The 12,852-nt window shown below is 63.7% G+C and carries 7 protein-coding genes; 3 read left to right on the top strand and 4 right to left on the bottom strand.

Annotation, left to right across the window (positions count from 1 at the left end):
- Positions 1 to 4,453 (bottom strand): retention module-containing protein (locus DM872_RS19435; protein ID WP_179061004.1); only part of this gene is annotated, 4,453 nt, incomplete at its 3' end.
- 333 nt (positions 4,454 to 4,786) lie between these two features.
- On the opposite strand from DM872_RS19435, the gene DM872_RS19430 reads away from it, so the two are divergent.
- The 3 genes from DM872_RS19430 (at position 4,787) to DM872_RS19420 (ending at position 9,752) form a co-directional block, all read left to right on the top strand.
- Positions 4,787 to 6,139, top strand: coding sequence for a TolC family outer membrane protein (locus DM872_RS19430; RefSeq protein ID WP_179061003.1), 1,353 nt, complete (start codon positions 4,787 to 4,789; stop codon positions 6,137 to 6,139).
- A gap of 108 nt (positions 6,140 to 6,247) precedes the next feature.
- The gene (locus DM872_RS19425; RefSeq protein WP_179061002.1) at positions 6,248 to 8,404 is read left to right on the top strand and encodes a type I secretion system permease/ATPase; all 2,157 of its coding nucleotides are present in this window, start codon (positions 6,248 to 6,250) and stop codon (positions 8,402 to 8,404) included.
- Positions 8,394 to 9,752, top strand: coding sequence for an HlyD family type I secretion periplasmic adaptor subunit (locus DM872_RS19420; protein WP_179061001.1), 1,359 nt, complete (start codon positions 8,394 to 8,396; stop codon positions 9,750 to 9,752). The genes DM872_RS19425 and DM872_RS19420 overlap by 11 nt, the downstream gene beginning before the upstream one ends.
- A 222-nt stretch (positions 9,753 to 9,974) precedes the next feature.
- Here the strand turns inward: DM872_RS19420 and mmsB are convergent, their stop codons facing one another.
- From mmsB to DM872_RS19405, 3 genes are read right to left on the bottom strand one after another with little or no spacing between them, the layout of a single operon-like run.
- A complete protein-coding gene (gene mmsB, locus DM872_RS19415; protein ID WP_179061000.1) occupies positions 9,975 to 10,859 on the bottom strand; it encodes a 3-hydroxyisobutyrate dehydrogenase in 885 nt (294 codons plus the stop codon).
- A 42-nt stretch (positions 10,860 to 10,901) separates the two neighbouring features.
- Entirely contained in the window at positions 10,902 to 12,005 is a 1,104-nt protein-coding gene (locus DM872_RS19410; RefSeq protein ID WP_179060999.1) for an enoyl-CoA hydratase/isomerase family protein, read from the bottom strand.
- A 23-nt stretch (positions 12,006 to 12,028) separates the two neighbouring features.
- The gene (locus DM872_RS19405) at positions 12,029 to 12,847 is read right to left on the bottom strand and encodes an enoyl-CoA hydratase (protein WP_179060998.1); all 819 of its coding nucleotides are present in this window, start codon (positions 12,845 to 12,847) and stop codon (positions 12,029 to 12,031) included.
- Positions 12,848 to 12,852: the final 5 nt, after the last annotated feature.

The raw sequence follows: 12,852 nt of genomic DNA, 5'->3' as shown, positions 1-12,852 counted from the left end.
TGAAGCTGGCGACGGTGAGGGTGTTATCCACATCGCTGTCGTTGTCCAGCACGTTGCCGATAGCCGGATTGTCTTCGGCCACGGAGTTGCTGTCAGCGATCAGAGCGGACGCATCGTCCTCCGGGGTGACGATGATATCCAGTGTGGAATCGCTGCCGGTATTGGTGACGTAAGTGACCTGCGGGACCGTGCCATTCCAATTGGCGGCCGGGGTGAAGGTGTAATCACCATTGCTGCCGAGGGTGAAGGTGCCGACGTTGGCGATGGTGGCGGTATCGCCGGCGTTGAAGCTGCCTGTAACACCGGTCACGGTGAAGCTGGCGACGGTGAGGGTGTTATCCACATCGCTGTCGTTGTCCAGCACGTTGCCGATAGCCGGATTGTCTTCGGCCACGGAGTTGCTGTCAGCGATCAGGGCGGACGCATCGTCCTCCGGGGTGACGATGATATCCAGTGTGGAATCGCTGCCGGTGTTGGTGGTGTAGGTGACCTGCGGGACCGTGCCATTCCAGTTGGCGGCCGGGGTGAAGGTGTAGTTGCCGTTCGCCGCGATGGTCAGGGTGCCCACGCCGGTGATCACGGCGTTGGAGCCAGCGGTGAAGGAGCCCGGCACGCCAGTGATGCTGAAGCTGGTAACGGTGAGGGTGTTATCCACATCGCCGTCGTTATCCAGCACGTTGCCGGTGGCGGGATTGTCTTCAGCCACAGTGTTGCTGTCAGCGATCATCACGGACGCATCGTCAACCGGGGTGACATTGCCGAAGCTCAGTTCGGCGGTGTCGGTGAGGTTGCCGTCGGAAACGGTGTAGGTCGCGGTCGGTACCGGGCCGTTGTAGTTCGGGGCGGGGGTGAAGGTGAAGCTGCCGTTGGCGTTGATCACCAGGGTGCCAACGCCTGCAACGGTGCCGCTCTGGCCGGCCAGGTAAGTGCTGCCGCCGAAGCTGAAGCCGGTGACGGTCAGGGTGCTGTTGTCGACGTCATTGTCGTTGGTCAGGACATTGCCGGTGGCGGCGATATCCTCGGTCACCGGAATCGGGCCGTCATTGGAGGCGACAGGGCCGTCATTCTCCGGCGTAACGGTGATGGTTAGCGTGGAATTGCTGCCGGTGTTGGTGACGTAAGTAACTTCCGGCACCGAACCGTTCCAGTTGGCGGCTGGAGTGAAGGTGTAATCCCCGTTGCTGCCGAGGGTGAAGGTACCGACGTTGGCGATGGTCGCGGTATCGCCGGCGCTGAAGTTGCCGGTGACGCCCGCGACGGTGAAGCTGGTAACCGTCAGGGTGTTATCCGCATCGCTGTCATTGGTCAGCACGTTGCCGGTGGCCGGGTTGTCCTCGGTGACGGTCTGGGTGTCAGCAATCAGAACGGACGCATCGTCGACCGGCGACACGTTGCCGAAGCTCAGCTCGGCAGTGTCGGTGAGGTTGCCGTCGGATACGGTGTAGGTCGCGGTCGGTACCGGGCCGTTATAGTTCGGTGCGGGGGTGAAGGTGAAGCTGCCGTTGGCGTTGATCACCAGGGTGCCGACGCCCGCGACTGTGCCGCTCTGGCCGGCCAAGTAGGTGCTGCCGCCGAAGGTGAAGTCGGTGACGGTCAGGGTGTCGTTTTCGACGTCACTGTCATTGGTCAGCACATTGCCGGTGGCTGGGGTGTCCTCGGTTACCAGCACCGGGCCGTCGTTGGCCGCCAGCGGTGAATCGTTTTCCGGTGTGGCGGTGATGTCCAGCGTCGAGCTGCTGCCGGTGTTGGTGATGTAGGTCACCTGCGGCACCGTGCCGTTCCAGTTGGCGGCTGGGGTGAACGTGTAGTTGCCGTCCGCAGCGATGGTCAGGGTGCCGACCCCGGCAATGACGGCGTTGGAACCTGCGGTGAAGCTGCCGGTGAGGCCGGCCACGCTGAAACTGGTGACCGTCAGGGTGTTATCCACATCGCTGTCGTTGCCCAGCACGTTACCGATGGCCGGGTTGTCCTCGGTCACGCTGTTGTTGTCAGCGACCAGGACGGACGCATCGTTCACCGGCGTCACGGTGATATCCAGCGTAGAGCTGCTGCCAGTATTGGTGGTGTAGGTGACCTGCGGAACGTCACCGTTCCAGTTCTGCACCGGAGTGAAGGTGTAGTTGCCGTCAGCGGCGATGGTCAGGGTGCCGACACCGGCGATGACCGCACTGGAGCCAGCGGTGAAGGTGCCAGTCACGCCACTGATGCTGAAGCTGGCGATGGTGAGGCCGTTATCCACATCGCTGTCGTTGCCCAACACGTTGCCGATGGCCGGGTTGTCCTCGGCGACGCTGTTGCTGTCGGCAACCAGAGCCGACGCATCGTCCACCGGCGTGACATTGCCAAAGCTCAGCTCACCGGTATCGGTGGCGGTGCCGTCGGACACGGTATAGGTCGCCGTCGGCACCGGGCCGTTGTAGTTCAGTGCTGGGGTGAAGGTGTACGAACCATTGGCATTGATCACCAGGGTACCAACGCCTGCAACAGTGCCACTCTGGCCAGCCAGGTAATTGGTTCCGCCGAAGCTGAAGCCGGTAACGGTCAAGGCATCGCCATCGGCGTCATTGTCATTGGTCAGGACATTGCCGCTGGCCGGGCTGTCCTCGGTCACCAGGACCGGGCCGTCGTTGGAGGCAACAGGGGCATCGTTCACTGGGATGACGTTGCCAAAGCTCAGCTCGCCGGTATCGGTGGCAGTGCCATCGGTGACGGCATAGGTCGCGGTCGGTACCGGGCCGTTGTAGTTCGGGGCCGGGGTGAAGGTGAAGCTGCCGTCGCTGTTGATCACCAGGGTGCCGACGCCGCTCAGGGTGGCCGTCTGGCCGGCGGAGTAGGTAGTCCCGCCCACTTCGAATTGGGTGACGGTGAGGGAATCGGCTTCTACGTCGCTGTCGTTGTTCAGGACGTTGCCAGTGGCCGGGGTGTCCTCGGTTACCGGGACCGGACCATCGTTGGCCGCGACCGGCGCATCGTTCACCGGGGTGACGCTGATGCTCAGCGTCGAGCTGCTTCCGGTGTTGGTGATGTAGGTGATCTGCGGAACCGCACCGTTCCAGTTGGCTTCCGGGGTGAAGGTGTAGGTGCCGTTGGCGTTGATCACCAGGCTGCCGATGCCATTGATGGTGGCGGTCTGGCCCGCATTGAAGCTGCCGTTGATGCCGGCCACGCTGAAGCTGGCGACGGTAAGCGCGTCGTCCACGTCGCCATCGTTAGCCAACACGTTGCCGGTGGCCGAACTGTCTTCGGCCATGGTGCTGCTGTCGGGGCTGAGGACCGAGGCGTCGTTCACCGGAGCGACATTGCCAAAACTCAGCTCGGCGGTGTCGGTGGTGGTGCCGTCACTGACGGTGTAGGTCGCGGTCGGGACCGGGCCGTTGTAGTTCGGCGCCGGTGTGAAGGTGTAGGAGCCATTGGTATTGATGACCAGGGTGCCGACGCCGGAGAGGGTGGCGGTCTGGCCAGCCGAATAGGTGGTTCCGCCTACGCTGAACTGGGTGACGGTGAGGCTATCGCCGTCGGTGTCGCCGTCGTTGGTCAGCACGTTGCCGCTGGCCGGAGTGTCCTCGGTCACCGCCGTAGGACCATCGTTGGCTGCGGCGGGGGCGTCGTTCACCGGATTCACGCCGATAGTGACGACGATGGTATCGGTGCCACCTTTGCCGTCTTCGACTATCACCGTGAAGTTGTCGGTGCCGTTGAAATTCGGGTTGGGCGTGTAGGTGTAGGAGCCATCCGGATCGATCACCACAGTGCCGTTACGCGGGCCGTCGCCGGGCGAGTAGGTCAGCGGGTCGCCCTCGGGATCGGTGGCGCCCAGTTGCCCGGTCACCGGGGTGTCTTCGTCGGTGGCGAGGCTGGCGTCCTGGGCTTGCGGGGCGCCATTGGGGACATCCGGTCCCGGCAGGGTTTCATCCGGCAGTCCGGTATCGGGCTCATCGGCCGGGGCTGCATCCACGGTGGGTGTGGTGTCGTCCTCTGCCAGCACTTCGGAAGCGAGCGGCGCGGTTCCGGTGGTGAAACCAATGATGGGGTCGACGCGATCACCCGTCGCATCCAGCATCACGAAGCTGTGGCCGCCACCTGCGGCACCACCACCCGCACCACCCGCGCTCGGGCCGGCCGCGGTAGCTTCGAGTTCCTTGGTCGGGTCGACGCCCGCCTCGATGGCCTTCTGCAGTTGGGCGACATCATCAGCAGGTGTTTGCGGAGCCGGCTGTGCAGCCTGGGTCTCAACGCTGGCTACTGCGTCGGTCTCGCTCCACTGAACGTCACGCCCCAGATCGACGGTACGACCGTCGGTGAGCTCAAGCGTCACCATCCCCTCGAGGCCCGTCTGCAACTGGTCGCCCTTGAACAGGCGGTCACCCTCTACGAGCAGGCGCTGGAACCCTTCCGGGGACATTGCGAAGACCTGGCCAACAATGCTTTTGACGATCGCAATAACACTGCTCATGGGGTGACTCTCCTGAATTGGATCTGGCTTGTCGTCACTGGGGTCGAATTGGCAGGACTTCGCGCAGGACTGACATTCCCTATCTATAGTTGTTACATGGCGAAAAGGTGGCGCCAAGATATTGGCTTATTACAATTGGCTATTGGAAATATGCCAAAGTATTGACCAATTGGCTTCCATCCTAAACAATCGATTTCATGCTGTCACTTTGATATTTATGTGTGCGTCCACCGGATTCGAATGTGACTCCGTTCACGAAATCCGGGCTTTGACGGGCAGCAAGCGCCAGTGAAGTTTTCGGACCTCAAATTCAACGAAAAGGATGCCAAGAATATGCGTCTGCGACTCTCCGCCGTTCTCCCTTTCGCCCTGGCTGCAAGCCTTCCCGTGCAAGCCCAGAGCCTCTCCGAGGCGATGCAGCGAGCCATGGACGTTCACCCGGAAATCCAGGCGGGCGTTAATAGCCGCCTTTCTGCTGACAAGCAGCTGAGGGCAGCCAAGGGCGGCTACCTACCGTCCGTCGACCTGCTGGGCGGTTATGGTCGCGAAGGCACCGACAACACCACCACGCGCGCCACCGGTAACGACCACTGGAAAACCATGACCCGTGGCGAGTCCAGCCTGCGACTGCAGCAGATGGTGTTCGACGGTTTTGCCACGCAGAACGAAGTCGGCCGCCAGCAGGCCACCGTGAACTCCCGTGCCTACTCCCTGATGGGGACTTCCGAGCGGACCGCGCTGGACGTGGCGCAGGTCTATATAGATGTGCTGCGCCGCGAAGAAATGGTCCGCCTGGCCCAGGCCAACCTGCGCAGCCACGAGCGCATCTTCGATCAGATCAGCCTGCGCAGTGAGCGCGGGGTAGGGCGTCTGGCCGACCAGGACCAGGCTGAAGCGCGTCTGGCCCAGGCCCGCAACAACCTGATCACCGAGCAGACCAACCTCAACGATGCCCGCACCAACTACTACAGCGTCGTGGGCATGGACCCGGCGGATCTGAGCGAGCCGGCCGGTCTGCCGGGGCAACTGCCGGAGTCCCTCGAGGGAGCCCGCCAGACCCTGCTGGCCAACAGTCCGATCCTGCGTTCCGCCGAGTCCGATGTCGCTGCTGCCGAGAAGCAGTACGACGCCGCCAAGTCCTTCTTCTATCCGCGCTTCGATGCTGAATTGTCCCGTGGAGCGGACAATGACATCGACGGTGAGGACGGCCACGTCAACGAATGGCAGGCGATGTTGCGCATGCGTTACAACCTGTTTGCCGGGGGTAGTAACAAGGCGGACCTGGAGTCCAAGGCCTACCAGATCAACGAAGCGCTGGATATCCGTAACAACGCCCTGCGCGTGTTGAACGAAGAACTGGGCCTGTCCTGGAACGCCCTGGGCAATGCCCGCGAGCAGCTGCCGATCGCCCAGCAATATGTCGACTACAGCACCCGCGTGCGTGAGTCCTACCAGCAGCAATTCAGCATTGGCGAACGTACCCTGCTCGACCTTCTGGACAGCGAGAACGAGCTGTTCACCGCCTCACGTCGCCTGGTGGACCTGCGCTACACCGAGCTGTTTACTCAGTACCGCATCAAGGCGACCATAGGCGAGTTGCTGAAAAGCCAGGGAGTGGTGGCACCGATGGCGACGGTCGTGCAAACCGAACTCAAGCCCGAAGCAACGCTCCCCGGCCTCAACTAGGTACCTGATTCGGATCCGCACGGCGCAGCAGGAAGTCCCCTCCCTCTACGCCGTGTCGTCCGGCCTGGGACCTGAATACCCGAAGAACCCAGAGCAGAGAATCCAGGCGTGGATCCAGAAGTCAGTCGCGCACACATCAATACCGATCCTCGCGGGCAGCATGACGATCCTTTGCTCGACTCGCTGCTATCCCTTTGTGTCCTGCATCGAAAGCCTGCCAATCGGGCGATGCTCACCAGCGGCCTGCCGCTGCCCAAACAACGCCTGACGGCCGAACTGCTGCCCCGCGCTGCCGCCCGTGTCGGCCTGCAGGGCCGCTTGCTGCAGCGTCGCCTGGAACAGATCCCGAAGATCGCCATGCCGGCCTTGCTGCTGCTCAAGGAAGGCCGTTGCGCGGTGATGCTTGGCTGGGACGACGACGGTAGTGCGCGCCTGCTGCTCAGCGAGAGCGATGGCGGTGAGGTGAAGGTCACCCGCGAGCTGCTGCAGGAGGACTACAGCGGCCATGTGTTCTTCGCCCAGCCCCAGCACAAGTACGACCTCAATCAGGGCAGCCTGATCCCGCGCACCAAGTCCTGGTTCCGCGACACCCTCAAGCGCTCCCGCTGGCTCTACACCGATGCGGTTGCCGCCAGCCTGCTGATCAACCTGATCGGCCTGGGCGCTCCGCTTTTCGTGATGAACGTCTACGACCGCGTGGTACCTAACCAGGCCGTCGCCACCCTCTGGGTGCTGGCCGTCGGCATCGGCGGTGCCTACGTGTTCGACCTGCTGCTCAAGACCATGCGCGGCCTGTGCCTGGACCTGGCCGGCAAGAAGACCGACCTGATCATTTCCGCGACGCTGTTCGAGCGCATCGTTGGCATGGCGATGAAATACCGCCCGGCGCGGGTCGGCAGCTTTGCCCAGAACATCCACGAGTTCCAGACTCTGCGGGACTTCCTCGCCTCGCTGACGTTGACCAGTGTCATCGACCTGCCGTTCACCTTGTTGATCCTGCTGGTGATCGGCTTGCTCGGCGGCCACCTGGTATGGGTGCCGATCCTGGCGTTTCCGCTCGCCATGGGCATCAGTTGGCTGTTGCAGAAGCCGTTGGTGGCGACCATGGATCGCACCATGGCACTGGCCGCCGAGCGCCAGTCGAGCCTGATCGAAACCCTCGCCGGCCTCGATGCGGTGAAGGTCAACAATGCCGAGAGCGACCGCCAGTACCTCTGGGAGCAGACCATCGGCACCCTGGGTCGCCTCGAGCTGCGGGTGAAGATGCTTTCCAGCCTGGCAATGAACCTGACGCTGATGATCCAGCAACTGGCTGGCGTGGTGATGATCGTTGCCGGCGTCTACCTGATCATGGCTGGCGACCTCAGCATGGGCGGGCTGATCGCCTGCTACATGCTGAATGGCCGTGCCCTCGGTCCGCTGACCCAGCTCTCCGGGCTGCTGACCCGCTACCAGCAGGCGCGCCTGACCATGAAGTCGGTGGATCAGATGATGGACCTGCCCCAGGAACGCCAGGAAAGCGAACAGCCCCTGGTACGTTCCAAATTGCAGGGCAGCCTCGAACTGCGCCAGATCAACTTCACCTACCCGCACCAGCAGACGCTCGCGCTCAGTGAGGTCAATCTGGTCATCCGTCCGGGCGAGAAGATCGGCATCATTGGTCGCAGCGGCTCGGGCAAGAGCTCCCTGGCCAAGCTGATCGTCGGCCTCTACCAGGCAGACTCGGGCAGCCTGCTGGTGGACGGCACCGACATCCGCCAGCTGGATGTCAGCGAGCTGCGCCACAACGTCGGCTATGTACCCCAGGACATCCAGCTGTTCAGCGGCACCCTGCGCGACAACCTCATGTCCGGCGCCCGCTATGTGGAAGACGAGCTGGTATTGCAGGCGGCCGAGTTGTCCGGCGTACACGAGTTCGCCCGGATGCACCCGCAGGGCTATGAGCTGCAGGTCGGCGAGCGGGGCCAGAACCTCTCCGGCGGTCAGCGACAGAACGTCGCCCTGGCCCGCGCGCTGTTGCTGGACCCGCCCATCCTGCTGCTCGACGAACCGACCAGCTCCATGGACAACCCTGGCGAGGAACGCCTCAAGGAACGTCTCTCCGCGGTAATTGCCAACAAGACCCTGCTACTGGTCACGCACCGTGCCTCGATGCTCTCGCTGGTGGACCGCCTGCTGATCATCGACCGTGGCCGGGTCATCGCCGACGGTCCGAAGGAAGCGGTCATGGAAGCGCTGAAGAAGGGGCAGATCAGTGTCGCATAAGGGTTTCGGCGCACTGCGTCAGTACTTCAAAGGTGGTGATTCCCTGGCCGACCAACCGCTGCCGGAGGTCAACAAGGCTCTGGTGGAGGACGCGCCGCGCGTGGTGCGCCTGACCATCTGGGTGCTTATTGGCTTCACCCTGTTCATGCTGCTCTGGGCGCACTTCGCGCAGGTGGACGAGGTCACCCGTGGCGAAGGCAAGGCGATTCCATCGTCCAAGCTGCAGAAGGTGCAGAACCTGGAAGGCGGCATCGTTTCCGAGCTGTTCATCCGCGAAGGCCAGGTGGTGGAAGTCGGTGACCCACTGCTGCGCCTGGACCCGACACGCTTCGAGTCCAACGTCGGTGAAACCGAGGCCGACCGCACTGCGATGCAACTGCGGGTGGAGCGCCTGAGTGCCGAGGTGGATGACCGCCCGCTGCAGATTTCCGAAGAGCTGCGCAAGCTCGCGCCCGAGCAGGCGAACAGCGAAGACGCCCTCTACCGCAGTCGCCAGCAGCAGTTGCAGGAAGAAGTGGCTGGCCTCGAAGAGCAGCTGGTGCAGCGTCGCCAGGAGCTGCAGGAGTTCATTTCCAAGCAGGGCCAGTACCGCAACAGCCTGCAGCTCCTGCGGCAGGAAATCTCCATTTCCGAACCGCTGGTGGCCCAGGGGGCGATCTCCAAGGTGGAAGTCCTGCGCCTACGTCGGGCCGAGGTCGAGAACCGCGGCGAACTGGAAGCCACCAGCCTGGCCATTCCCCGCGCGGAGTCGGCGATCAAGGAAGCCGAGCGCAAGATTGCAGAGACCCGTTCGCGCTTCCGCAGCGAGGCGTTGGCCCAGCTCAACGAGGCGCGCACCGAACTGAACAAGGCCAACGCCACCGGCAAGGCCCTGGAGGACCGAGTCAAGCGGACCCTGGTCACTTCGCCGGTGCGGGGCATCGTCAAGCAGTTGCTGGTCAACACCATCGGCGGCGTGATCCAGCCGGGCAGCGACCTGGTGGAAATCGTGCCGCTGGACGATACGTTGCTGGTGGAAGCGCGTATCCGCCCGCAGGACATTGCCTTCCTGCACCCCGGGCAGAGCGCCATGGTCAAATTCACCGCTTATGACTACACCATCTACGGCGGGCTGACCGCGGACCTCGAGCAGATTGGCGCGGACACCATCACCGACGAAGAGGGCAACAGCTTCTACCTGATCAAGCTGCGGACCCAGAAGAGCCATCTGGGAAGCGACCAGAACCCGCTGCTGATCATCCCCGGCATGGTGGCCTCGGTGGACATCATGACCGGCAAGAAAAGCATCCTGAGCTACCTCTTGAAGCCCATCATCAAGGCTCGTGCCGAGGCGTTGCGGGAGCGGTGATTCCGCCGAACTTGTAGGAGCGAGCTTGCTCGCGAACAGCCCGAGCACGATCGTTCGCGAGCAAGGGAACGTTCGCTCTGCCCCAGGCAGAGCCGATGACTGATGACCACGCTCTCAGGACTTGCCGAACTTGTAGAAGCGAGCTTGCTCGCGAACAGTCCGAGCACGACCTTTCGCGAGCAAGAACTGGGCGTCCCCCTCGGTCCTACAGAAAAGCTGTCCTCATTCGGTGAACAGCTTCTGCACCACCGAGAAGTCTTTCCTGCCCTTGCCCTGCTTGAGCAGCAGACGGTAGAGCTGCAACGCCAGGGCACCCATCGGCGTGCTGGAAAGACTGCCCTGTGCCGTTTCCTGAGCCAGTCCAAGGTCCTTGGTCATCAGTTCTGCCATGAAGCCGCCATCGTAGTCCTTGCTCGCCGGTGCGTTGGGCATGACCCCGGGCCAGGGATTGTAGCGTTCCAGCACCCAGTTGCCGCCCGAACTCTGGCGCATGATTTCGGCCAGTACAGCCGGGTCCAGGCCGTTGGCCACACCAAGGGCCATGGACTCCGCGGTGCCGATCATCTGCACCGCCAGCAGCTGGTTGTTGCAGACCTTGGCCACCTGGCCGGCGCCGTCGGGACCCGCGTGGAAAATGTTCTTGCCCATGGCCTGGAAGACCGGCCGCGCCTTTTCCAGTGTCGCCGCCTCGCCGCCCACCATGAACGTCAGGGTGCCGGCCGCAGCGCCTGCCGTGCCGCCTGACACCGGAGCGTCCAGCAACTCGATGCCTTTCGCCTTGGCGGCGGCGTGAACCTTGCGCGCGGATTCCGGAGCGATGGTCGAGCATTCCAGCACCACACTGCCGGGGGGAATGGATTCGAGCAATCCGTCGCTACCCAGCAACAGGCCTTCCACATGCTTGCTCGCCGGCAGCATGGTGATGACGACCTCGGCTCCGCTGACGGCATCGCGAGCGTCCCGGGCCGACTTGGCGCCCTCGGCCGCCAGCTCGTCGACGGCGGCCTGAACCAGGTCGTAGACCTTGAGTTCATGGCCGGCCTTGAGCAGGTTGCGGGCCATGGGCAGGCCCATGTGGCCCAGTCCGATAAAGGCGATCTTGCTCATCGTGCTTCTCCTGGGCCCGGCGCGGTGGCGGCGGGCGAGTTGTCAGAGATCGTCCAGCGGATGCCGGCCTTCCCACACCGGCTCGAAATGGGCCTCGATCACCGTACGGGGAATGGCCGCCACATCCGGCCAGTGCCAGCGCGGGGCGTTGTCCTTGTCGATCAGTCGGGCCCGCACACCCTCGGGGAACTCCGGATGGCGGCAGCAATTCAGGCTCATGGCGTATTCCATGCGGAAGACTTCGGCCAGCGACAGGTGCTTTGCGCGGCGTATCTGTTCCCACACCAGGTGCGCCGTGAGCGGGCAGCCGCCAACCAGGGTCTTGGCGGCGCGTGCCAGGGGCACGTCGCTGTCATGCTGCAAGGCGGCAATGGCCTTCCAGGCGGCCGCCACGTCGGGCACATCCAGCAGATCGTCGATACGCTGGCGTCGTGGCAGCCATTGAGCTTCCGGCAGTTGGCCGCGGGCTTCGTGTTCCAGTGCCTTGAGCAGACTGTTGAGCTGGGCTTCGGGGTGATCGCGCCAATTCAGCTGGACCAGGCCTGCGACCAGGGCTTCCTGCTGATCCTCCAGCAGGAAGCGGTCGGCCAGGTCGAGGTCCAGGGCATCGTGGGCGTTGATGGTTGCGGCGCCGAGACCGAGGAACAGGCCGAGCTTGCCCGGCAGGCGGGCGAGGAACCAGCTTCCGCCCACGTCCGGGTAGAGGCCGATGTTGATTTCCGGCATGCCCAGGCGACTGGAGGGCGTGACGATGCGGATGGACGCGCCTTGCATCAGCCCCATGCCGCCACCCAGCACATGGCCGTGGGCCCAGCAGATCAGCGGTTTGGGAAAGGTGTGGATGCGGTGGTCGAGGCGGTACTCATCAGCGAAGAAGCGGCCTGCCAGCGGCGGCACCACGCCGGGATGCTCGCGGCACGCGTCCACCAGCTTGCGGACATCCCCACCGGCGCAGAACGCCTTGGGACCGTTGCCGCGCAGCAGCACGCAGACGATTTCCGGGTCATCGGCCCAGGCGCGCAGTTTGGCGTCCAGGGCCTCGATCATCGGCAGGGAAAGGGCGTTGAGGCTGGTCTCGGCATCCAGGCTGGCGATGCCGATGCGCGCGCCGTGATGGCCGCTGCGTTCTTCGAAACTCACATTCATGATCGTTCTCGTCGGGCTCGAGGTCATTTGTTGCGCCAGTGCGGGTCGCGCTTTTCCAGGAAGGCGTTGACGCCTTCGCGGGTGTCCTCGGCGTCGAACAGGTCGACGAAGCGTTCGCGCTCTTCCGACAACCAGCTGTTCGGCCCACGCTCCCGGGCACCCTGGATCAGCGGCTTGATGGTGCGTACCGCCACCGGGCTCTGCCGCGCCACCTTGGCGGCCAGCAGCAGGGCGGTGCCACGGGCTTGGCCGCTGTCCACCACCTGTTCCACCAGGCCGATGCGCAGGGCGGTTTCCGCATCCACGCGCTCGCCGCAGAGGATCATGCGCTTGGCCCAGCCTTCACCCACCATCCAGGACAGCGCCTGGGTGCCGCCGGCGCAGGGCAGCAGGCCAACCGCCGCTTCCGGCAGGGCCATCTGTGCCTGGCGTTCGGCGATGCGGATATCGCAGGCCAGGGCGCATTCCAGGCCACCGCCCATGGCGTAGCCGTTGATCGCGGCGATGGATACGCCACGGAAGTCCCGCAGGGATTCGAACGCCTCGCCGAAGCGGCGGGCCATTTCGCGGGCGCGCGCCTTGTCGCCATCAGCGAAGAGGTTGAGGTCCGCCCCCGCACTGAAGAACTTCGGCCCCTGGCCGGTCACCACCAGCGCGTAGATCTGGTCGTCGTGGTTGAGGTGCGTGATCAACTGCTTGAGGCCGATCAGCGACTCACGGTCCCACGTATTCGCGGGCGGGTGATTGATGGTGATCAGCGCGGTGTGGCCGTGCTTTTCCACCGTCAGCTTGTGGGTGAGGTCGAAAATTCCGGGCTGGTAGGGTTCAACGGCGGTAGACATGTGCA

Origin of the sequence: Pseudomonas taiwanensis (genome assembly GCF_013393345.1) — a bacterium.
Taxonomy (GTDB): domain Bacteria; phylum Pseudomonadota; class Gammaproteobacteria; order Pseudomonadales; family Pseudomonadaceae; genus Metapseudomonas; species Metapseudomonas resinovorans_C.
This window is presented reverse-complemented; position numbering and strand designations above follow the sequence as displayed.